The sequence below is a fragment of the Pirellulales bacterium genome, from assembly GCA_036499395.1.
GTDB lineage: Bacteria > Planctomycetota > Planctomycetia > Pirellulales > JACPPG01 > JACPPG01.
On record DASYDW010000147.1, the window covers coordinates 1 to 23322 of the forward strand.

Below are 23322 nucleotides of genomic sequence, written 5' to 3' on the forward strand. Positions count from 1 at the left end.
CACAGCGCGTCGGGGATGTGGTGAAACTTTGACGTCGATTGATCGCCCACAGGCACCTCCGTGCAAATCGAGAATGGTCTCCTCAACCTGCACTACGGATGCTTGCAGCCAAACGGTTCGGTACTCGGATAGGCTCTTAGCTAGGGCTAGGCCTGATCGACGATAGTCTGTCGGCCAGTCCGCGCTGACGCCCGATCATCTCATTCGCGTCGGGCTTAGTTCGTGCGCAATAGGATCGAATATCCTTCGCTCTCAGCGGCCCGCGTGTAATGCTGTTCGACCAGGAGCGCGCGTAGCAATTGCAGATATTCGTCCTCCTTCACAGGGCCAGCGGCCGTGTGCGCCTGCTGCTCGATCCCGTGATGCACGACGATCACGTCCGGCGGATGCTGCGAGTATTCTTTCGCGATCTCGTCCCACGGCTTCGGCAGTAATTCCTTCCATGGCGCCCGCATCTGAAAGATCCAGCAAAACACATTCGCTGACGGCAGCCGCGAAATGAATTGAATCGCCTCCGACGGTTGCGGACCGCAAACCCACAGCGTGCCATTCTCGGGCGCCACACGATCTACCTCGGCAGCGATTTGCACGAAGGGCAAATACGTCGGTTCGGCCGCCACGATTCTCAATCGGCCGCTGACCGATGGCAGCAAGCTGATGCCGATCGCTGCCACCGAGAACCAAGGAAAGCCCGGCCCCAGTTTTGCCAATCTCTGCGTCCCTAAACCGATCAGCAACGCCACGTAAGGAAGCGCGTTGACCAGGTAGTGGGGATGGTCGTGAAAGGTAAGCAGGCAGCCGACCGGGCCGATGAATGCCGACCCGGCAACAAGGGGCAGATAACGCCGCTCGGCGGCCAGCAGCGCGAAGATCACCCAAAACAGCGCCAGCGAGGTTCCGGCGAAATAACGGGCGAGATCAAGCAACTCGGCTGCGCTTCCCAGCGAGGCAAAAATCCTCGGATGAACAAACATGATCCACCAGTAGCCGGGCAGGTCCCCCACGATCGCCATCGCAACGACGATCATTGCCCACACGATCAGTCCGCCGGCAATCATCAGACAGCCGGCACGCCAGCGCTCGCGCCACGAACGATCGCTAAGACATACCGCGAGGACGGGAAGCAAGCCGCAGAGAACGGTATTTTGCCGGACGTGAAAGGCGGCGATCGCCAGCGCCCCCGCCGCCAGGCATTGCATGGTCGAAAAGGTTCTCGCCCTCGTGATAGCCAGCGCAATCACGAGATTGCCGGTAACGAACAGGTTGGCGAAATGCTCAGTCGACGGCCAGGTAAACGTCCCCAGCTCCAAGGGATAAAACATGACGAACAGAGCCGCAGCAGCCGCAGCGGCGAGCGAACGCCGAAAGGCGCAGGCGAATAACACGCCCTGCGCGACCAGGATCACGGCGCCGAAAACCACGATCGCCTTGTACGAGCGCGGCACGAACAGTTGCGGCACCGCATACATCAACAGCCCTAGCGGCGGCTTATCGATCCACGTCTCGCTGTAGAGGCGTTTCCCGGCCAGGACGTCTTTACCCACTTGGGCGTAAATGAACGGATCGCGATCACCGGCCGTCTGCGAAGTAAAAGTGTAGACATTGATCGCGACCGCGGCGGCGACAAACAATACGAGCAAACCGATTACCACGGCGCGGCGCGAAGGCCGCGCGTCACCAGGTTCGGAATTGCCGACGGTCGCTTCCACGGGTTCGCTCGGTTCCGCCGGATGAATTACGAGATGGCCTCGTCCACCGTCGAGCCATACCAACAGGAAGGCGGCAGTCTCGGGCCGAGGGACTATTGTGCCCTCGACCGAGGCAAAAAGAAACGGCGCGAAATGTGATCGGGCGAGGGGTCAGCTTCGTTAGAATTACGAATCCAGTAGCTCGTCGAAGGAAGATATCACTAATTGGGTGCTATTCGTTCTACAAACCTCTCGAATTCGAGGCCGACCATGAAGTGTCAGCATTTAGCCGAACTCAATCCCGTCGCCCCGCGCGCAGACGGCTGTGAAGAGTGCTTGCTATTGGGAACCAGTTGGGTGCACCTTCGGCTTTGCCTGAGCTGCGGACACGTTGGCTGCTGCGATAGTTCACCGGGACAACACGCTACGAAGCATTTCCATCACACAAGCCATCCCGTAGTCGCATCGTTTGAACCGGGCGAACGGTGGGCCTGGTGCTATGTGGATGAAGTCGAATTGCCAGTGCCGCGGCGCGCGGAGTCGTACTTGCGTGACTGAGGCAGGTAATTCACGTCTGGCGTGACGATTTGCGTTCACGGTCGCGTCAAGTCGTCTGACACCGCGCCTCGTGTCGCACTCTAACCCAATCGAGGACAACTTTAACGCGTGATCGACAGCAATCGATGGGCGCAAGTGACGGCCAGCGAACCATCGCCCACGGCGAATCCTACCCGCTTGGTCGACCCCGAGCGAATATCTCCGGCAGCCAAGATGCCGGGCACGGTAGTCTCCAATGGACATGGATCGCGATCGCTGCGCGGCCACAGTCCGGACCGAACGACATCGGTACCTGTCAATAGATAGCCATCGGCATCGCGAGCAATCTCCTTGGGCAACCATTCCGCCGCTGGCTCGGCACCTATGAACACGAAGACCGCCGAACAGGCAACTCGGTGTGACGTTTGACTTGCCTTATCATGCAACACAATGGACTTCATCCCACGGTCGCCCTCGACCGCCTCGATCTCGGTTTGTTCGTGAATGACAATATTCTTGGTAGCCCGGATCCGTTCGCACAAATACGTCGACATGCCGAGTTCCAATTTTCGGCGGATCAGCAAGCGCACCTGGCGCGAGGGACAGCATTCGGCCAGGAACATCACGGCCTGCCCCGCCGAATTGCCGCCACCGACAACGGCGACCTCTTCTCGGTCGTAAAGTTCGGCTTCGACCGTCGTACAGGCATAATAGATGCCGGCCCCGATAAAGCGATCCGCTCCAACGGCCTGTAGCTTTCGCCATCGGACACCTAAGGCGAGAAGCAGCACGCGACATCGAATGACTGCACCGCAATCCAATTGCAGTGAATGGAGATCGTCGACAGTTCTCGCTGGAATCAGCGTTTCGACGTTGACTGGCGCAACGATGCGCGCTCCAAATTTGAGCATTTGCAGCACGCCGCGCATCGCGAGGTCGGCGCCGCTCAGTCCTGCCGGAAAGCCGATGAAGTTTTCGATACGCGACGACCCGCCCGCCTGACCGCCGGGCCCCAGCTTATCCAGCATCAGCGTCGAAAGTCCTTCGGACGACGCATAGACGGCCGCGGCAATGCCGGCCGGGCCGGCCCCGATAATTCCAAAGTCGACATCCTGCGAAGGGCATGGTTTCCAGACGCCGGCCTCGACCCCTAACTCTTGCAAAGAAGGATGTACTAGAACCCGCCCACTGGTGCATTGGATCACGGGAGTTTTTTTCGGCGATCCCAGCTCGGCAAAAATACGCTTGCCGGCCTCGGTTTCCGTATCGAACCACGTGAAGGCAACGAAGTTCTTGTAGAGGAATTCACGAACCGTGCTGGTATCCAGGCATCTCCCAGGACCGACAACGCGCATTCCCAACGTGCCCAATTGCGAAAGCATTTCCCGGCGACGAGTGAACGCCGTGATCAGCTTTTCACCGAAGCTTGGCACACGATTCAAAAGCGGTCTCAGCTGGTCATGCGGCACGCACCAGAGACGCGTGGCACCCCGAGCGACGGCCGTCACGATGACAGGTCGGCCCGTCAGCAAATCGATGTCACCCGAGAACTGCCCGGGATCGTGAGCGATGATCAATCGATGATCATCCGTAGGGTTTTGAATCTCGATTTGTCCGGACTCGACGATATAGAGATCGATAGACGCTTTACCGGCACGAAAGATCACTTCGCCGTCGCGAAAATCGCAAGCAGTTGCCAGTTCCTTGACCAGCGCCATCTCGGCAGTTGTCAGTCGCGGAAATGCTGTTTCGTCGATTTGGGACATCGAGTTGTTCTTCCTTGGGCGGCAACGTCTCTCACTGCTCGGCAAATTATATCAAAGTGAGCAAGTTTGGCTTGGTCAACAAACCGCGAGCACAATGATTGCTCATTGCCGTGGGCCTTTCGCCGTTCGGAACTTGTTCGATGACTTCTCTCGCCAGCATGACCTCTCGCGAGGCCTGCGATCCGCCAGCCGAATGCACCCCACGACTCGCGCTGTTAAAACAGATGCCTTCGGCGTGCTTGCGAGGATGCTACCTTCTCGCCCGCGTCGACAACAGATTTCGCGGTTGAATCTAGGCCTTCGAAATCAGTACAAACACCGAGCGTCCAGCCGCTGAAAGCCACTCTATGACCTCGTTATGCTGCGTCGTAAAGTCATTCATCCGAGCGGCATCGATAGGGCGTTGATCATCCTCGCAAGCCGCCAGATGCTGTTGGCGGCCGAAACCGATGCGACCCCGGCAGCCGTTGTGTATTCCGCGAAAAGTGGCAATTGGTCCGACCCCGCGGTTTGGGAAAGTGGCCGTACGCCCACGAACGGCGACCGTGTGCTGGTCAAGCAAGGGCACGAAGTTGTGTACGACGTCGCGTCCGAAAGCGTGATCCGCGTGTTGAAAGTCGCCGGGACCTTACGGTTTGCGATCGATCGCAATACGCGACTGGATGTTGGCCTGCTGCGCGTCGAGCCCGGCGACGAGGTGACAGAAGAAGGCTTCGATTGCCACAATGCCGCCACGCCCGTCGATCCGACCGGAGAACGCAACGATCGGGTCGGCTCCCATGCACTTTCAGGAATAAGAATGACCGCGATCTGGACAGCAACGACGACGATCGTCGCGAAACACCAGAAGTCCAACCGTCACACCGATTGCACTTCGACAGCGGACGGCACTGCCAACCGCATCAAAGCATCAGCCTCATCAAAAAGAAAACGGCCCGCTGACAACTGGTGTCAACGGGCCGTTTCGAGTGGGCGATACAAGACTCGAACTTGTGACCCCTAGCTTGTCGAGCTAGTGCTCTAACCAACTGAGCTAATCGCCCGGGTATTTTGTCCGCCCCGGGTCGGAGCGATCTTCCATTCTACCAAATTAGCCTTCATATCCCACCGGGCATCGGTCCCGGCCGGACTGTCAGCGTGCCAAGTAATCGACAGACGCCAGCCTGCGATATTCCCAGCGCATTGCCGCAACGACCCCTACCATTTATAGCCGCAGAGCCTCGGCCTCTTATCGGCACTTTTGCCAACAAGGCATTGCCAAATCTGACGCACAACGTGGCTCGCGTCAAGGGTCGCCCCCACCCTGAACCTGGGCGCCGGCCGATCTGTCTTGCTCCCTAGCGGTAGGGCCCTATACTTTGCGGTCATTGTCGTGCGGTCGCAAACTGTGACGTCCCCTGTATCGACGTCCCGACACGCACAGCGTTCGCACCCCGACGGCCTTCGCCAGCGACTCGTTCGCGATTCCGCGCAGCGATCAATTCTGGGCCGTGGCAGGCTTGGCGATTTGCCGGCCCTGCTCTCGGTCGATCTTCCGATCCTTCGCGATCCGGGCATCTATACGGCCGCTGGCCGGCCAGTGAGACAGTAATGCTAAAGGTCAAGCTCCCCGACGGCAGCGTTCGCGAATATACCCGGCCCGTGCGTCCCATCGACGTGGCCGCAGAAATTGGACCGCGGCTGGCCAAAGCCACGCTAGCGGCCGAGGTCGACGACCAGGTGGTCGATACGGTCAGCCCGTTGCCCGTCGAGGGCGAAGTAACGCTCAAGCTGCTGACGCGCAAGGACCCCGAGGCCTTGCGCATCATGCGTCACTCATGCGCCCACGTCATGGCCCGGGCCGTGATGCGACTGTTCGAAGGGGTGCAATTGGCGTTCGGACCAACGATCGAAAACGGCTTTTATTACGACTTCGACCTGCCGCACAAGTTGAGTGAAGAGGACTTCCCGAAGATCGAGGCCGAGATGGCCAAGATCCTCAAGCAGGACGAAGAATTCGAACGCCTGGAAGTGCCTCGTGCCGAAGCAATTAAGATCTGCCGCGACCTGGCGCAGGTCCTAAAGGTCGAGCACATCGAAACCGGCCTGGCCGATCAGGCCGAGCTGTCGTTTTACCGGCAGGGGGAGTTTCTCGATCTCTGTCGCGGTCGACACATCCCCAGCGCCGGCGCCATTGGCGCTTTCAAACTGCTCAGCGTCGCCGGCGCCTATTGGAAAGGGGACTCGAACAACCAGCAGTTGCAGCGTCTCTATGGCACCGCCTGGTTCTCGAAGGAAGAGCTCGACGCTTACCTAGCCCAGGTTGAAGAGGCCAAACGCCGCGATCACCGCGTGCTCGGCAAGCATCTCGAACTGTTCACGGTGAATCCCATCGTTGGGCAGGGATTGGTTCTGTGGCTGCCGCGCGGCGCGGTTGTGCGCGGCCAGTTGGAATCGTTCGTCCGCGACGAACTGATCAAGCGCGGATATGACCCCGTATATACACCGAATATCGGCCGGGTCGAGCTGTACCAGATTTCAGGCCATTATCCCTACTACGCAGACAGTCAGTTCAAGCCGATCGAGATGGAAGAGGGCGAACGTTATCTGCTGAAGCCGATGAACTGCCCGCACCACATCATGATCTACAAGTCGAAGCCGCGCAGCTATCGCGAGTTGCCGGTGCGGTTGGCGGAATTCGGGACGGTCTATCGTTACGAAAAGTCAGGCGAGTTGGGGGGCATGACTCGTGTTCGCGGATTCACGCAGGACGACGCGCACATCTTTTGCACCGAGGAACAGGTCGGCGACGAGTTTCGTCAGTGCATCGAAATGGCGCAATTCGTCCTGAAAACGTTAGGCTTGGACGACTACCGGGTGCGGCTCGGTTTCCGCGATCCGGCCAGCGACAAGTATGTCGGTCAGCCCGAAAGCTGGGCCAAGGCCGAGGCCGCCATCGAGCGCGTGGCCCGCGACATGAACCTGCCCGGCTGCACGCCGGAGTTGGGTGAAGCAGCGTTTTACGGACCGAAGGTCGATTTCGTTGTAACCGACTGCATCGGCCGCGAGTGGCAATTGGGAACCGTGCAGCTCGATTACAACCTGCCGAGCGAAGAGCGTTTCGGCCTGGAATACATTGGACCGGACAACAAGCCGCACCGCCCGGTCATGATTCATCGCGCTCCGTTGGGCTCGATGGAACGATTTATCGGCGTGTTGATCGAGCACTTTGCCGGTGCGTTCCCGTTATGGCTCGCGCCGGAACAAATCCGCGTGCTGACGGTAACTCAGAAAGCCGAAGAGTACGGTCGCGATGTGGAGAGCCAGTTGCGCCAGGGGTCATTGCGGGTTACCGGGGACTACCGAGCCGAAAAGTTGGGTGCCAAAATTCGCGACGCCCAATTGAAGCTGATTCCCTACATGCTGGTGGTCGGCGAACGGGATGCGGCCGAGGGAACCGTCTCGGTCCGCGACCGACTGACAGGGGACCTGGGAGCGATGCCGCTGGCGGCCGCGATCGACAAATTCCGCCAGGAAGTGGCGGAAAAAACGATTCGTCAGGTTGTGAAAACAACGGCCGGACTGGGAGAACGCGGGGGAGCCAACGAGTATTAAATCTGTGGTCCCCTGGCATGCCGCTAATAATCTATCCTTTGGTAGGCGAAAACAGCGGCCAATAACGACCGACGGTTTGCCGTCAGGGCTTCGGCCGGCGCGAACTTAGGCGGACCGCTGTTGACTGCCTGCCATAACGTGCGAGATACTAGCATTCAGACACCCCTTCCCGGGTGGCGGCGCTTGCATTTCATTGTTTCGAAGAAAGGGCTTCAGCGATCGACAAGTCACAACGGGTGAACGAACAGATCCGCATCACACCCGTGCGGGTAATCTCGGCCGAAGGAGAGCAACTAGGGATCATTCCCACCGAGCAGGCGCTGACAACAGCGCGCGAGGCAGGATTGGACCTGGTCGAAGTTGCTCCCAATGAACGGCCTCCTGTCTGCCGCATCATGGACTTTGGTAAGTTCAAGTACCAACAGAAGAAGCGGCAGCACAAAAGTCAGGCGCACCACAGCAAGATCAAAGAGATCCGCGTTCGTCCGAAGACGGGCGATCACGATATCGAGGTCAAGGTGCACCGCGCCCGCGAGTTTCTGGCGCACAAGGACAAGGTGATCGTGTCGGTCGTTTTCCGTGGCCGCGAATTGGCGCACGTCGAAGAAGGACAGCGCGTCATCAAGCAAGTGTTAACCAGCCTGGAAGATATCGGCAAGGTCGAATCGCCCCCCAGCCAGCAAGGGCGCCGCATCACCTGCATCCTGGCTCCAAAGTAGCTTGATTGCCGTCGGTGGTGCGAGCATCGCGCGATCGCAGTGTTCCTTACCTTGCCCACTTCCCTCATGGAAAGCGGGCGTATGCAAATGGCAACGCTAACCACAGCGCGATTGGTGCTGCGCCCGTGGCGCGATAGTGATCGTGCGCCGTTTGCTGCTCTGAACGCAGATCCGCGCGTGATGGAGTACTTTCCCAAGACGCTGGATCGCGTCGAGAGCGACGCCATGATCGACCGGATCCAGGCACATTTTGCGCGCCATGGACTCGGCCTGTGGGCAGTCGAGCTACCCGGCGTCGCCCCGTTTATCGGCTTCGTGGGGCTCTGGATCCCTGAATTTCAGACGCACTTCTCGCCATTCGTCGAAATCGGATGGCGGTTGGCAGCCGAACATTGGGGACAGGGGTATGCCAGCGAAGGCGCCAGGGCGGCGTTCTATTACGGCTTTGGCGAGCGGGGTCTCGACGAAATCGTTTCCATGACGGCCGTCGCCAATCAGCGCTCGCGCCGCGTCATGGAGCGGACCGGAATGACGCGCTCGCCGGCGGACGATTTCGACCATCCCAAGCTCGATGCCGGGCACGCGCTATGCCGGCACGTTCTCTACCGGCTACCGAGTCTGCGATGGCAGCAGTGGGACGGTCGATCGCGCTAGCTGCGATTGCCGTTGCGGGCGCGCTTCTTAGTCGAGCAAACATCGACGATCTTGCCGGTCTCGGAGAGCGCGACGTGAAAGCGGTCTTCCCCTTCGATGCGATGCACCGAAAGATGAAACGCCTCGTCGGTCACCGCCAGATAGGGTCGACCTTCAGGCTTGGCCGGACGACGAATCTTGCCCCACGAGCCGTCGCCAAGATAGACGATGCCATTCTTGTTCGTATGACCATCCAAGAGCGGATGCGTGCGCTTGTACGTATGGTCGTGATGTTCGAAGACCGCGTCGACGTTATAACGCTCGAACAGTGGGCACCAGTGCTTTCGGTTGCCGGCTCCCGTTCCCGGGTCACCAGGTATATTCAGATTCATCGGCCGGAACGACGGATAGGCCGGCACGTGATTGAAGACGAACACCGTCGGGCATTCCTCGCGCTCCTTCAACGTCTTGGCCAGCCAATCGGTTTGCGCACCCTCGATCGGCGTGGTGTGATTCGTGTCGAGCAAGACTAGCGACATGTAGTCGCCGAAATCGAGCGACGCGAATCCGGTATCAGGAAATAGCCCGTCGAAAATCGAATAAAAGAAGGGAGCCTCTTTGCGCGTTTTCCCATAAGCGCCGTCGACCTCGTGATTGCCGATACAGCCCAGCATCGGAATCAGACGATTCTCGACGCGCAAATCGCGAGAGTAGTTCATCAGGAACGCCATGAACGTCTCGGCGCTTTTTCCGTTCTCGTAGGCCAGATCACCGCCGATCACGACGAACTGCGGCGCCTGCGAAGCGGCAACCCGATTCGTCTGCACCGGATGCGAACCAACGCCCGCGTCCCCTCCGGAAACGAAATGGATAGGGTTAGTGGCCTTGGCCGGCATCGTGCGGAAACGATGTTCGGCCGAGTCGAGTCCCACGCGGAATATGTATTCCGTGTCGGGCTTCAAGTTGGCCAATTCGGTACGGACCACCGATTTGTCGGTCAACGGATACGGCTTTGTCGCGCTCGCCTTCTTACGCCATTCCTTGGTGCCTGCCTCCACGTACCAGATCGGCCGATCCGCGGCTTCCTGCTCGGTGCCGATCCATTGCACCGTCATCGTGGTCGTCGGATCGCGCTGCCAGGTTAGGAACAGGGCCTTTGGCTCGAACGTAGGTTTCTCGGCAAAGGTCGGCGTCGCCGTGACTTCGTCACCAAATAGGGAATGGGCATAGCCGCCGGCCAATATCAAAGAGCCGGTTTGCAGAAAGCGGCGTCGATCAAAGTGCGACATTATGGTGGCCACCTTTTTCCGGGAGCGTGCGTTGGCACCGTGTGATTTGCGTTCCACGACTATAAACGGAACGGACCCAGGGCGTCGAGCCGTGTGCGGCGTCGCTCAGTTTCGGCCGCTAACTTACCCTGGAACTATTAAGTTTTCATTATCGACAGCGATTCCCCCGGACGATTTCCCAATCGACGTCAATTCCCAGGCCGGGACGGCTGGGGACAGTCAGGCAGGGGCCATCGATCACGAGCGGTTCGCGCGCGATCGAGAATTCATGATAGTCGGGCCCCAGCAGGTCACCGGGGTACTTCTCCACATTAATAGCAGAGCAGGCCACAACCAGATGCCCCATCGCCGCCGCGCCGATATCCCATTCCAGATTCGACCCGATCGAGGCCGACAGCCCGTGGGCGGCGGCGAAATCGGCAACCCGCCGCGCCTTGCCGATGCCAGCGTTCTTGCCGGGATAAACGCTGATCACGTCGCAGCAATGATTTCGCACCAGCTCTTGCGCGTGCATGAAGTTAAAGCAGATGTCGTCGGCCATCACAGGCGGCCGGATCGCCTGCCGGACCCGCGCAAGAGCCGCGTAATCACCGTCGGGCGTCGGCTGCTCGACGAGCGACAAGTTGCAATCGTCAAGTGCGCGGATCGCCTCGATAGCAGTGTCGGCATCCCAGCCGCAATTGGCATCGATCACAAGCGCCGTCATTGGGCCGGCCGCCTCGCGCACAGCACGAACCCGGGCGATGTCGTCCGCCGGATTTCCGCCCACCTTTACTTTGATCGTGGTGAAACCGGCCGCGAGTAGCTCGTGCGTCCGCCTCACGGCGCGTTCTGGCTCGTAGGCTCCCATGGAAAACCGGCTGCGAATCGTCAGCGGCCGACACGCTCCGCCTAGCAACTCATAGACGGGCATCTCCGCAGCCCACCCTTGAATGTCCCAGCACGCCATCTCGATCGCGGATTTCGCAAACCAGTTATGCGCGCAGGCCTGGTCCATGCGCCGCTCGATTTCCGTTAGCTCAGCCGGATCACAACCGATGACCGCCGGTGCGAGAATGCGATCCACCAAAGCCTGGGCACCCCAAACCGTTTCGCCACTCCAGCGCGGCGTGACGGTGGCTTCGCCCACCCCTTCAATGCCACGGTCTGTCCCGAGGCGGACAATCAGGAATTCCGACACTTCGTGCCGTCCCAACGCCGAAATCATCCGCCGTTCGGGCTTCAACGGAATTCGTACCGGAAATGTCTCAACGTGCGTGATTTTCATGGCAGGAAGGTTGCAGGTGGAGCGGTAGAGGGCAGCGACAGCAGGCAGGAACGCAATCGGTTGCGGTTCGATTATATTGGATTTTCTTGACCCGCTCTTCCGTATCCCCAATCTCATTGAAGCGAACTCCGAATGTCCCTCACCGCCGGCGTCGCCCGTACGACGATCACGCCTTTTTGGGGCGTTGAACTGACCGGCTGGGGCTATTACATCGAGCGTCGCTGGCAGCGCATCCACGACGAATTGCACGCCACGGCCCTGGTCGTCGAGGATGGTCATCAAGCCGTGGCGATCGTCGCTCTTGATTTAATGGTGATCGACGATCGCTTTGCGCGGGCCACGCGCGAACGAATTCACGCCGCGACTGGAATTCCGGCCGAAGCGATTCTGCTCACCTGTTCGCACAGCCACAACGCTCCGGCCACAGGCGGACTGCGTGGCGTTGGCGAATGTGACCCGGTGTACGAAGATTTTGCGAGCCGGCAGGCTGCCAGCGCCGCCATCTGCGCTTGGCACAATCGCGTTCCGGCACACTTCGCGACAGCACATACTGACGTTGCTGACCTGGCTTACAATCGCACACGCGAGGCTGGACCTGTCGATACGCGGCTCACGACCCTGCGAGTCGATCGCGACGATGGCAATCCGCTGGCGATGGTTGTGAATTTTCAGGCCCACCCCTGTGTGCATACGATCCTTCGCCCCTTCGACGTCACGCGCGATGTGCCTGGGGAAATTTGCGAGCGGATCGAGCGAGCGATTCCCGGCGTCACGGCGATGTACATTCAGGGAGCCTGCGGCGACGTGAACTTTCAGGCCGCGTTCTCGACGCCCGAGCGTTGCCATGAGCCGGCCGAGCGAATCGCCGCGGCCGCGATTGAATGCCAGCCAAGTTCGCAACCGCTAGTCGATCCGCGTACCTCGGCGGTGGCCATGATCGCCCAAATTCCCACGCGCCGCTGGACGCGCGAGGAGATCAACGCCGACCGTCAGGAAGCCGAGCATCGCCTGGCCACGGGCGACACGACCGGGTGGCGCGAAGGAATGGGTCGTGTCATGACGAACCGGCCAGACGATATGATTGCCCGGCACGGCGGTGATGAGGCAAAGGCGGTCCGGGCAATGGCCCGCTTCAACGTCGAATGGACTGGCCAGATGCTCGCAGATTATGAAACTCGACCGGAATTCGTCGAAACCGAGGTCCAGGCGATCAGCATTAGCGATTTTGCGATCGTGGCGAATTCGTCGGAATTCTTTACGTCTCTCGCACTCGATGTACGTGAGAAGTCCGCAGCCTGCGAGTTGATGATCGCTTGCTATGCCAACGGCCGCATCGGGTACATGCCGGATGCCTATGACGTCGAGCGGCGGACCTACGCTGCTTTCCAATCCCCCAAATACTGCAACCAATTCCCGTTCACGGCCGAGTCGGGCCCGGCGATGTGTCGGGCGATGAACAAGGCCATTGCCAAGGCTGTGGCGAGAGGCTGATACCCTTGTCCGATACGACGATTACAAGCGTTCGCAATCCACGCGTCCAGGCGGCCGCCGGCCTGCGCGAGCGGCGCGAACGTGACCGGCAGCAGCGGATCCTGATCGATGGCGAACGCGAGCTAGCCCGAGCCTTGGATGCCGGCGTAAGGGCCGTCGAAGTTTTTCATTGCCTGGAAAACACTGCCGACAAGGGTAGCGCCGCGCTGCTTGCCCGTCTGGCCGCAACCGAAGCAGTATCGATCGCAGTCGCGCCTCACGTGTTTCAGCGTGTGGCTTATGGCGAAAGGTCGACGGGCTTGGTCGCGGTCGCCGAAACGCCGGATGCATCGCTCAATCGCTTAAAGCTGCCAGATATCCCGTTGATCGGCGTCATCGAGGGCTGCGAAAAGCCTGGCAACCTGGGAGCGGTCCTCCGCAGCGCCGACGCGGCCGGACTGTCGGCCGTAATCGTCGCCGATGGGGGTACAGACCTTTTTAATCCAAACGTGATTCGCGCGAGCTTGGGAACCGTCTTTACGATGCCTGTGGCCGTGGCACCTGCGGCCGATGTGCTGCAATTTTTGCGCGCGCACAAGCTAGCCATGATCGCAGCACGAGTTGACGCGAATCGTGACTACACGCAGGTCGATTATCGAACAGCAACGGCGATCATCTTGGGAAGCGAAGCGCACGGTCTGTCAACAGCGTGGCACGCGGCGGATGTCATTGCCGTACGATTGCCGATGCTGGGCGTGGCCGACAGCCTGAACGTATCGGCCACGGCCGCCGTGTTATTCTACGAAGCACTGCGGCAACGGACGTGAGTCGACGTCTACTCGTCCGTTACGCATCCTTCGCTCGCGCTCTTCACGTTCTTGATGTACTTGTAAAGCGTGCCGCGCGTTGCTTTGTAAGCCGGCTTCTTCCAGGCGGCACGGCGGGTGGCCAGTTCCTTCTCATCGAGAGCGACCGAAATCTTGTTGTTCTCGGCGTCGAGCGTGATAACGTCGCCGGTTTTCAACAGGCCGATCGGGCCCCCCTCTTGCGCCTCGGGCGTGACGTGACCGACAATAAATCCGTGCGATCCGCCCGAGAACCGCCCGTCGGTGATCAGTGCCACGTCCTTGCCGAGTCCAGCCCCCATAATCGCCGAGGTCGGGGTCAGCATCTCGGGCATGCCGGGCCCTCCCTTGGGCCCTTCGAAGCGGATCACGATCACGTCACCTTTCACGATCTCTTTCCGTTCCAAGGCGTGCAGCATGTCCTCTTCGCCGTCGTAGACCTTGGCCGGGCCGGTAAAGACCTGCCCTTCCTTGCCCGTAATCTTGGCCACGGCCCCCTCAGGCGCCAGATTGCCGCGAAGAATCTGAATGTGACCGGTTTTCTTGATCGGATTTTCGATCGTTTGCACGATCTGTTGCCCAGCCTTCAGGCCTGGCAGATTGCTCAAGTTTTCACCCAGCGTGCGACCAGTGACGGTCATGCAATCGCCGTCGAGCAAGCCTTTTTCGAGCAGATATTTCATTACGGCCGGCGTGCCACCGATGGCGTGCAAATCTTCCTGGACGAAGCGTCCACTCGGTTTCAGGTCAGCGATGTAAGGAACGCGGTTGCTCACACGCTGGAAGTCATCGAGCGACAGCGGCACATCCACCGCTCGTGCCATCGCGATCAGATGCAAGACAGCGTTGGTTGATCCGCCGAGCGCCATCACTACGACCATCGCGTTCTCAAAGGCCTTGCGCGTCATGATGTCGCGCGGCTTGAGGTCCCGCTCCAGCAGCAGCAGGGCCGCGGCCCCTGCCCGAAGGCATTCGTCGAGCTTGGCCGGATCCTCAGCCGGAATCGACGAACTGTAGGGCAAGCTCATGCCGAGCGCTTCGATCGCCGAGGCCATGGTGTTGGCCGTGTACATTCCGCCACAGGCGCCGGCGCCTGGACAAGCATGCCGGACAATCTGCTGCCGGTTGGCGTCATCGATCGAACCGCTCAAGTATTGCCCGTAGCATTGAAACGCGGAAACGATGTCGAGCGCCTCCTTGTCCCAATGCCCGGCGCGAATCGTACCTCCGTAAACCATCAGCGCCGGGCGATTCACACGCCCCATCGCCATCAAGCAGCCTGGCATGTTCTTATCGCACCCGGGAAGCGTGACCAAGGCGTCGTACCACTGGGCCCCCATCACGGTTTCGATCGAGTCGGCAATCAAATCTCGCGATTGCAGCGAGTAGGACATCCCTTCGGTTCCCATCGAGATGCCGTCGCTGACGCCGATGGTGTTGAACCGCATGCCGACTAAGCCGGCCCCGACGACCCCTTCCTTAACGCGAGCCGCCAGGTCGTTCAGATGCATGTTGCAGGTGTTTCCCTCGTACCACACACTGGCGATGCCGACCTGGGCCTTTTGCATGTCGGCCTCGGTCAGCCCGGTGCCGTAGAGCATGGCCTGGCTCGCCCCCTGGCTGCGGGGCTGCGTGATTCGAGAGCTGAACTTGTTAAGGGGCTGCGACATCGAACGGTTCTCCTCTGTAGCCGCACGGATCAAGAATCCGCCGGCGGGCGAAACAATAGGGTGCGAAAACATGCCAGCCAGGGCCTGCCGTGGCCCCGCGAGACATGAAGAAATCGAGGTAACGATTTGGACAATCTTGCCTTAGGTGTGTGCAGGTGTCCAGTGGCGGATGGCACGCAATTCGCGGCCCTGCAAATCGCAGGCAATCCGGCAATTCGGGGCACAGGTACGGGCAACAGACCTTTCGACTGCGAGAACCATGACACACATCGTATTTTCAAGTTCGCCTAACCCTGGCCGATCCCAGCCGGCAAGCAATTCGACGCCTCGATGGTCGGGACCGCGGGCGAAGAAAACTTTCATCGAATGGGGCGCGCTGGGCGTGTCTTTGGCCGTAAGCTTTACGGCGGCAGGCATCGGCGGCTGGCTGACAAGCAAGAGCCTGGCAACCTGGTATCCGGGCCTTGCGAAGCCGAGTTGGAATCCGCCGGACTGGATCTTCGGTCCTGTCTGGACACTGCTCTACACGATGATGGCCGTTGCCGCATGGCTGGTCTGGCTGTCACGACGCTCGCAGCCGGTCCGGTTGCCGCTCGGCCTGTACGTAGTGCAACTCGTGCTGAACGTGCTGTGGTCTGCCTTGTTCTTTGCGTTTCAGTCGCCGGGCGCGGCCGTTGGCGAGATCGTCGTGCTGTGGCTGGCGATTGCAGCTACCTACTTTTCGTTTTTGCGCGTAAATCGCGCGGCCGGGGTTTTGATCGCTCCCTATTGGGCGTGGGTGTCGTTCGCGACGGCCTTGAACTTTGCCATCTGGCGACTGAATTGATCGCCGGTTGCGGCCAGCGAACATGAAGTAGAACTGGAAACTTGATGCAAGGCGTTCCCGAGATTCGTATCCGCACGGCCAATGATCAAGCGGTGAATTCCGACGGTGATTACGTCCTTTACTGGATGATTGCCAATCGGCGCACGCGTTGGAACTTCGCGCTCGATCGAGCGGTCGACCATGCCCGCGAGCTCAAGAAGCCGCTCGTGATTCTCGAAGCATTGCGCTACGGATATCCGTGGGCCAGCGATCGGTTGCACCGCTTCATCCTGCAAGGCATGGCCGCCAATCAAGAGGCACTCGGCGGCAGTAAGGCCCTCTACTATCCGTACGTTGAACCGAAGCAAGGGGCTGGGCATGGCCTGCTCGAAGCCCTCGCGGATCATGCCTGCGTGGTAGTCACCGACGAGTTCCCCTGCTTCTTCTTGCCGCGCATGGTTGCGGCGGCTGCCAAGCGACTGCCCGTGCTTTGCGAGCAGGTGGATACAAACGGCCTGTTACCGTTGCGTGCTGCCACGGAATCTTATCCGACCGCATATGCATTCCGCCGATTCTTGCAGCGCACCCTCGGCGAGCATCTGGATCACGCGCCACGAGCCGACGCGCTTGCCCGCGCCGCTCTGCCGCGACTCGCAAAACTGCCGACCGCGATTACGCGGCGCTGGCCAATGGCCTCGGCAAAACTACTGGCAGGGGACGCGAAGGAACTGGCCGAGCTGCCGATCGACCACACGGTCGGTGTCGTGGAAACCGAAGGAGGGGCGGCGGCCGGCGAGAAAACACTGCGACGTTTCTTGTCGCGGTTGCTAACTCGTTATCCCGAAGATCGCAACGAGCCTGCGGCTGACGCCACGAGCAATCTCTCTCCCTATCTGCACTTTGGACACATCTCTTCACACGAGATTTTCCACTGTCTGGCCGAGCAAGAGAATTGGACCGCGGAATCGCTGGGCAAGAAGGCCGCCGGCAAGCGGAGCGGCTGGTGGGGCATGAGCGATGCGGCCGAGGCCTTCCTCGATCAGTTCATTACCTGGCGCGAGCTAGGTTACAACTTTTGCACCACGCGCGACGATTACGACCAATTCGATTCGCTCCCCGATTGGGCGAAGAAGACCCTGCACAAACATGAGCGCGACCACCGGCCCACGATCTACTCGACAGAGGAATTCGCGGCGGCCAAGACGCACGACGAACTTTGGAACGCAGCCCAGCGGCAACTGTTGACCGAAGGGCGAATGCACAATTACCTGCGCATGCTGTGGGGGAAAAAGATCCTCGAATGGTCGGCCACGCCGCGCGAGGCGCTCGACACGATGATTGATCTGAACAACAAGTACGCGATCGACGGTCGCAATCCCAACTCGTACTCAGGAATCTTTTGGATTCTGGGGCGCTTTGATCGTCCGTGGGGGCCCGAGCGGCCCATATTTGGAACGGTCCGTTACATGAGCTCGGACAACACGGCCCGCAAGTTTGACATCGCACCGTATCTGGCAAAATACGGTGCGACGGGTGCCGAAAAAGATCCTGCGGATCACAAGCGAACCTCGCCGCGGCAGCGGTTGTCCAAAAAGCGATGACACCGCACGTCTCCTACTCCTGCGCCGCCGCCCTGGACCGCCTCGGCGATGCTCTCTCCCCTTGGCGAGTCGTGAAGACCGCCGATATACTGCCTGCGCGCCCCGACCGGGGACCTGAAACGCGCTTCCGCGCCCGCCGTCGCCGCGACCGAACCAGACGTTAAGTCATCTGGCCGCGCCGGCCTAAGGGCTCCGATGGCCCTTGGTGGGTGACGCGATTCCTGGTGGTACGGTCTTTTTCTGTTCTTTCCGCAGGGATCGTCAATCGGTCTCGCTCCCGTGGCTTCCCGGCAAGATTTGCGTTCGCTTTCACTGTCAAAGATCCTTCGAACAGGCATTCCTTCCATGACGCGAGTTGCCATTCTCGGCGCGACCGGCTATTCGGCGCTCGAGGCGATTAAATTGCTGCTGCGGCACCCGCAAGCCGAGATCACGGCTGTCACCAGTCGGCAGGAGGGGAATCCGCCCATCTCGCAATCGCATCCGTCGCTCGTCAAACGCTTGGAATTGCCGCTTGAGGACTTGGCCCCCGAGGAGATCGTCAAGCGAGCGGATTGCGTATTCAGCTGTTTACCGCACGGCGTTACATCACTTCTAGTGCCGCAGTTATTGGCGGGCGGAGCACGTGTGGTCGATTTCAGCGCCGACTATCGGCTGCGTGATCCGGCCGTGTTTGCCAAATGGTATGGCGAACCCCACAACGATCCTGGCCGGCTGGCCGATGCCGTCTACGGTCTGCCTGAGTTGTTTCGCGAATCGATCAAGAAGGCAAAGCTGATCGCGAACCCGGGCTGTTATCCGACGAGCGCTATCCTGGCTTTGGCCCCGCTGTTAAAGGCAGGCGTGATCGAAACTGGCGATATCCTGATCGATTCGAAAAGTGGAATTTCTGGCGCCGGTCGCACGCTGAAGCTGGGGTCATTGTTCGCCGAGTGCAACGAGAGCGTTGCCGCGTACAACGTCGGCAAGCATCGACACACGCCCGAGATCGAACAGATTCTTTCCACAGCCAGCGGGCAGCCCATCGAGGTGATCTTTACGCCGCACTTGATTCCGATGGATCGCGGCATTCTGACCACCGCTTATTCTCGACCGAAGTCGGGAGTAACCGAGAAGCAGCTTCTCGACACGCTACGCGAATTCTACGCGAAAGAGCCGTTCGTTCGCGTTGTTGAGCATTTGCCCAGCACTAAAGAGACCACGGATACGAACTACTGCGACGTAACGGTACGCCTGGTGCGCGGACGCGTGATCACGATCAGCGTGATCGACAATTTGATCAAAGGAGCTGCCGGCGCGGCGGTGCAGAATTTCAACTTGATGTACGGCTATCCCGAAACGACAGCGCTGTGACGTGAAACTGTGGCGCCATATCGATCCGGTTTGTGACTCAATAGCGCGACTCGCGAGCACGAAATCATCGCGAACCACTTTTTTCGAGGATGAAAATGTCTTTCGCTCTTCCATACGGTTATCGGGCGGCCGGGGTTGCCTGCGGCATCAAGGCTTCGAAGAAGCTAGACCTCGCGTTGATCGTGTCAGACGCACCAGCCGCGGCCGCGGGCGTTTACACGCTGAATCTGGTTTGTGCGGCCCCCGTGGTGCTGGATCGAAAACGCACGCCCAGCGACGCGATTCGCGCCGTGGTGATCAATTCCGGCAACGCCAACGCATGCACCGGCGAGCGTGGCGATAAGGATGCCGAGCAAATGGCGGCCCTGGCCGCTCAAACCTGCGGCGCCCGGCCCGAGCAAGTGCTGGTCTTATCGACAGGCATCATCGGCGAGTTTATGCCCATGGACAAAGTCGCCGCAGGCGTTCGCGGCGCAGCGGAAAAGCTCGCCCATGACGAAGCATCGCTCGTCGCAGCCGCTACCGGCATGCTCACGACTGACACCACGCACAAGCTGGCCAGCCGGCAGATTAAGGTTGGCGATCATACCTATCGGCTGACCGGCATGGCCAAGGGAGCCGCCATGATCGGCCCGCGCATGGCGACGATGCTGGGCGTAATCATGACAGACGCTCCGCTGAAACCGGCCGACGCGCAAAGCCTCCTCAGCGCGGCCGTTGAAGACAGCTTCAACTGCATCAGCGTCGATGGCCACATGAGCACCAACGATACGGTGCTGCTGCTGGCCAATGGCGCTGCCGGGGGCGAGCCGCTCACCGGAGCAGGCCTGGCCGAATTTGCCAAAGCCCTCGAAGAAGTGGCCGTTGATCTGGCCAAGGCAATCCCGATCGACGGTGAAGGGGCCACGCACCTGATCACGGTCGAAGTCGACGGCTGCGCCACGCGCGAGGCCGCACGGCAAATCGCGAAAACTGTCGCCGAAAGCATGCTCGTCAAGACGGCCGTCGCCGGCGCCGATCCCAACTGGGGTCGGATTGTCTCGGCAGCCGGGTATGCCGGCGTCCCTTTTCGCCCCACCGGCGTCAGTCTGCGGCTCAACGGCGTGCAACTCTACACTGCCGGGCAGCCGACGCATTTCGATCGCGTGGCCGTCTCGCGGTCGATTCGCGAACACCGCGAGACGTTGATGCAGCTTTCGTTCAGCGAAGGGGCCGCGAAAATCCGCTTCTGGTCCACCGACCTGACGGCCGAATACGTCCGACTGAATGCGGATTACACGACCTAAGCTTACCGTCCGCTGCCCGATGGTCGCATGACGGTCCGACGCTGTGCCGACGGAGGCTGCTGCGTCTTCAACGTCGCACCCTCGCGGTCGACCGCGGCGATCGAGATCTCGCTGGCCAAGTCGCAGAGCTCGCCACGATCTTCTTCGGGCACCTTGGTGAGTTTCGACGCCAGGTGAACCAGGGCTCGCGGCTCTTGTTCGGCGCTGTGCGAGATCATCGACAGGAACGACGCCGTCTCGCGGAAGTTATGGTCCGCCGTTTTACCCACCAGCGGTTGGAACGTTTTGGCAACGAATTCCACGCCGACATTCTGCAGTTGAATGAAGGTGTCCAGCCGGCACGTGATGTAATACTGATTGTCAGGCTCACGGACGTAGCCTGTCTTCAGCACCAACAGGCATTTGCCGTGGACCGGGTTGATAAACAGCGGGCCGCTGTACGAGCCCTCGGCGTACATGATGTGAGTATCGTAGCTGCGATACAGATACTCGACGGCACCTTCGGTGCCGACGCCGTCATTGGCGCGGTACGAGTCCGGGCCGGTCTTCTCCAGGCGCATATCGCTGACGTCCATCACTTCCCACATGTTCACGACCATGTCGGGATGTTCGATCAGGAATAAGTACAGCTTCGGGTCGCAGGCGATCACTTGCGTCGGCAAGCGGCGAAAGATCGACACCTGGGACATGACCGAGGCAACCTTCTTGCGGCCGTCTTCGCTCAGCTTATCGTGCGGGATCAGTCGCACGGCCTCGTCGCGAGTCGAACGCGACGTGCTGGCAACCTCGGGCTTGGCGGCGCGGGCTGGCGACACGTCGTTCGTCACGACGCCGAATGCGGTCGCGGCCGTCCACAAAATAGCCACGCTGCGCCAAGAAATGCGACGTGGCTTGCGCGGCCGGCGAATCCGAGCGTGCGCGCGGTCCGGCATCTCAATCGTCCGATGTTCGTCCACGGAGTCCCCCCCTTTAGGAACTGCCGGAGTCCGCCTGCCACGCGTCTGCTGTCACGCATCGCGCGGCCGAAAGATCATCCAGGGCCAGTTTGTCCGGCCTTTCTGATTATTCGGCTTTTGCGTGTCAGAGAGACCAGTCAATCTGGCGTCCCTTTACCACCTGCGGAACGTCGTCCCACCCGCTACGGAATCAATTGATGCGCGGGCGTTAAATATGGCCTGAAGAAAGCCGTCACGGCGTTATCAATCCGTGGATGCATGCATTGCTACTGCGGACCGGCGGGCCGCATTGGGAAAGCGTCAGAGCTATCGACGGAGCGGAAAGGGATCTCTTCGATCCACTGCGGTTTGCCGAAATGCAGGCTGGCACCGGGGAAGCGAAAAAAAAGAGCCTGCGCCGATTGCTCAGCCACAGGCTCTTTGGACGTCGTGATTTTCGAACTGCTTAGTCGCGGTTGCGCAGCTTCACTAGCAAACGCAAGATTTCCAGGTACAGCCAGACCAGCGTGACCAGTATTCCGAACGCTCCGTACCACTCCATATATTTCGGGGCACCGCGCGTGATGCCGGTTTCAATGAAGTCGAAATCAAGCACCAGGTTCAACGCCGCGATGACGACAACGAACGCCGAAAATCCGATTCCGACCCAACCCGACTGATTGATCAGCGGGATGTGGACGCCAAAAAATCCCAGCACCATCGTGGCTAGATAGAACAAGCAGATTCCGCCCGTGGCGGCCACGATGCCCAGCTTGAAATTCTCGGTCGGCCGAATGATACGCGTCGCGTAGGCCGTGAGCAGCGTGGCCAGAGTGCCGAAGGTCAGCGTCACGGCCTGGGGGACAACGCCCGGATAAACGTATTCGAATCCCGCCGAAACACCACCCAGAAACACGCCCTCGGCCAAGGCATATAGCGGCGCGGTGTACGGAGAAACGGCTGGCTTGAAGATCGTGATCATCGCCAGGATCAAGCCCGCGATCATACCGATCATGCCGTAGGTGTAAACGACTGGCGGCACGTTGGCCATTTGTCCGGCACCCGCGCCGACCCCGGCCGCTTCGAAGCCTTGCATGGTCTGATACCAGGTGAAGCTAGCCCCGGCCACGACGATCGCCAGCAGGATGGCCGTCTTCGCGACCGTCCCCTGCAGCGTCATCGTCGCGGAACTGGCCGAATCATGGATCTGAAACACGCTGGCATTCAGCGCCGGATTACTGGTTCGCATCATGGACATAGTTCACCCCAAGGTCCTGGGAATTTGGTTCGCGATTCTGCCCCGCACTGGAATAACTCAATATAGGTTATTCCCGGTGCAGCAGGGATGGGCCGTGGGAAATGGGCCGTGGGAAGACGAGTTGTGCCAAAGTTAAGGCACGCGATCGTTGTTGGACCATTCCTTGTCGTTCCAGCTCGGCTTGTAACCACCAACTTGGCCAACGCTTTCGTCGATATATGGATCGTCGCTTTGCACAAGGGTCGTCAAGCGGTCGCCCATCAGCATGTGCGAGCGATGGTGGTCGGCCACAATATCGAGAATATGAAAAGCACACGCGGGAAATGACGTCCGAAACCGGTCAAAGCCTCGCAGAACGACAACCACACCCGTGCAACCATCGAATTCGATCTGCCGCATAAAGTCATTGAAGCTATCAGGACCAATGTTTGGGCCGCCGCTGACGATTCCAAGCGAATCTACGATGCCTTTCATCACTGACTTTTCATCTTTGCATAGATCGCAGTCCGTAACGCAAATTTTATAGCCGTACGATTGGAGCTTAACACTCGCCGCCTCGAGAATGCTCGTTTGCTTGAATAGAATAACGCCGCCGTTTTGAAAATA

At 59.8% G+C, this 23322-nt stretch carries 18 protein-coding genes and 1 tRNA gene; 10 read left to right on the forward strand and 9 right to left on the reverse strand.

Translation table 11 applies throughout. From position 1 onward, the window contains the following. Positions 1-215: 215 nt before the first annotated feature. A complete protein-coding gene (locus tag VGN12_30380) occupies positions 216-1709 on the reverse strand; it encodes a hypothetical protein (GenBank protein HEY4313787.1) in 1494 nt (497 codons plus the stop codon). 638 nt (positions 1710-2347) lie between these two features. Then, positions 2348-3991 (reverse strand): FAD-dependent oxidoreductase, encoded by a 1644-nt coding sequence (locus VGN12_30385; GenBank protein HEY4313788.1) that lies wholly within the window; start codon positions 3989-3991, stop codon positions 2348-2350. A 427-nt stretch (positions 3992-4418) separates the two neighbouring features. On the opposite strand from VGN12_30385, the gene VGN12_30390 reads away from it, so the two are divergent. Continuing rightward, on the forward strand, positions 4419-4994 hold the full coding sequence (locus VGN12_30390; protein ID HEY4313789.1) for a G8 domain-containing protein: 576 nt from the start codon (positions 4419-4421) through the stop codon (positions 4992-4994). Here the strand turns inward: VGN12_30390 and VGN12_30395 are convergent. Then, positions 4961-5034 (reverse strand) — tRNA-Val (locus VGN12_30395). The genes VGN12_30390 and VGN12_30395 overlap by 34 nt on opposite strands. Positions 5035-5581: 547 nt before the next feature. On the opposite strand from VGN12_30395, the gene thrS reads away from it, so the two are divergent. From thrS to VGN12_30410, 3 genes are all read left to right on the forward strand, one after another. After that, entirely contained in the window at positions 5582-7585 is a 2004-nt protein-coding gene (gene thrS / locus VGN12_30400; protein ID HEY4313790.1) for a threonine--tRNA ligase, read from the forward strand. A gap of 236 nt (positions 7586-7821) precedes the next feature. After that, complete coding sequence (gene infC, locus VGN12_30405; GenBank protein ID HEY4313791.1) at positions 7822-8304, forward strand: translation initiation factor IF-3; 483 nt, start codon at positions 7822-7824, stop codon at positions 8302-8304. A gap of 87 nt (positions 8305-8391) precedes the next feature. Beyond that, positions 8392-8958, forward strand: coding sequence for a GNAT family N-acetyltransferase (locus VGN12_30410; protein HEY4313792.1), 567 nt, complete (start codon positions 8392-8394; stop codon positions 8956-8958). On the opposite strand, the gene VGN12_30415 is transcribed toward VGN12_30410, so the two are convergent. Together VGN12_30415 and VGN12_30420 are read right to left on the reverse strand one after the other, a co-directional pair. Continuing rightward, positions 8955-10226, reverse strand: coding sequence for a fibronectin type III domain-containing protein (locus VGN12_30415; protein HEY4313793.1), 1272 nt, complete (start codon positions 10224-10226; stop codon positions 8955-8957). The genes VGN12_30410 and VGN12_30415 overlap by 4 nt on opposite strands. Before the next feature lie 148 nt (positions 10227-10374). Continuing rightward, entirely contained in the window at positions 10375-11493 is a 1119-nt protein-coding gene (locus VGN12_30420) for an enolase C-terminal domain-like protein (GenBank protein HEY4313794.1), read from the reverse strand. Between the two features lie 132 nt (positions 11494-11625). On the opposite strand from VGN12_30420, the gene VGN12_30425 reads away from it, so the two are divergent. Together VGN12_30425 and VGN12_30430 are read left to right on the forward strand one after the other, a co-directional pair. After that, complete coding sequence (locus VGN12_30425; protein ID HEY4313795.1) at positions 11626-12984, forward strand: hypothetical protein; 1359 nt, start codon at positions 11626-11628, stop codon at positions 12982-12984. A gap of 5 nt (positions 12985-12989) precedes the next feature. Further along, complete coding sequence (locus VGN12_30430; GenBank protein HEY4313796.1) at positions 12990-13790, forward strand: TrmH family RNA methyltransferase; 801 nt, start codon at positions 12990-12992, stop codon at positions 13788-13790. Positions 13791-13798: 8 nt separating this feature from the next. On the opposite strand, the gene ilvD is transcribed toward VGN12_30430, so the two are convergent. After that, a complete protein-coding gene (gene ilvD / locus VGN12_30435) occupies positions 13799-15478 on the reverse strand; it encodes a dihydroxy-acid dehydratase (protein ID HEY4313797.1) in 1680 nt (559 codons plus the stop codon). 382 nt (positions 15479-15860) lie between these two features. Between ilvD and VGN12_30440 the strand changes: the two genes are divergently transcribed. From VGN12_30440 to argJ, 4 genes are all read left to right on the forward strand, one after another. Continuing rightward, positions 15861-16304: a TspO/MBR family protein gene (locus tag VGN12_30440; GenBank protein HEY4313798.1), complete on the forward strand. Its 444-nt coding sequence runs from the start codon at positions 15861-15863 to the stop codon at positions 16302-16304. 44 nt (positions 16305-16348) lie between these two features. Continuing rightward, positions 16349-17884, forward strand: a complete 1536-nt coding sequence (locus tag VGN12_30445) for a deoxyribodipyrimidine photolyase (GenBank protein ID HEY4313799.1) — start codon at positions 16349-16351, stop codon at positions 17882-17884. Between the two features lie 345 nt (positions 17885-18229). Continuing rightward, entirely contained in the window at positions 18230-19237 is a 1008-nt protein-coding gene (argC, locus tag VGN12_30450) for an N-acetyl-gamma-glutamyl-phosphate reductase (protein HEY4313800.1), read from the forward strand. Between the two features lie 95 nt (positions 19238-19332). Further along, a complete protein-coding gene (argJ, locus tag VGN12_30455) occupies positions 19333-20523 on the forward strand; it encodes a bifunctional glutamate N-acetyltransferase/amino-acid acetyltransferase ArgJ (protein ID HEY4313801.1) in 1191 nt (396 codons plus the stop codon). A gap of 2 nt (positions 20524-20525) precedes the next feature. Here the strand turns inward: argJ and VGN12_30460 are convergent, their stop codons facing one another. The 3 genes from VGN12_30460 to VGN12_30470 form a co-directional block, all read right to left on the reverse strand. Next, complete coding sequence (locus tag VGN12_30460) at positions 20526-21479, reverse strand: hypothetical protein (GenBank protein ID HEY4313802.1); 954 nt, start codon at positions 21477-21479, stop codon at positions 20526-20528. Between the two features lie 445 nt (positions 21480-21924). Beyond that, the gene (locus tag VGN12_30465) at positions 21925-22710 is read right to left on the reverse strand and encodes a Bax inhibitor-1/YccA family protein (GenBank protein HEY4313803.1); all 786 of its coding nucleotides are present in this window, start codon (positions 22708-22710) and stop codon (positions 21925-21927) included. Positions 22711-22848: 138 nt separating this feature from the next. Then, positions 22849-23322, reverse strand: a 474-nt coding sequence (locus VGN12_30470; GenBank protein HEY4313804.1) for a hypothetical protein, incomplete at its 5' end; no start/stop codon positions are given.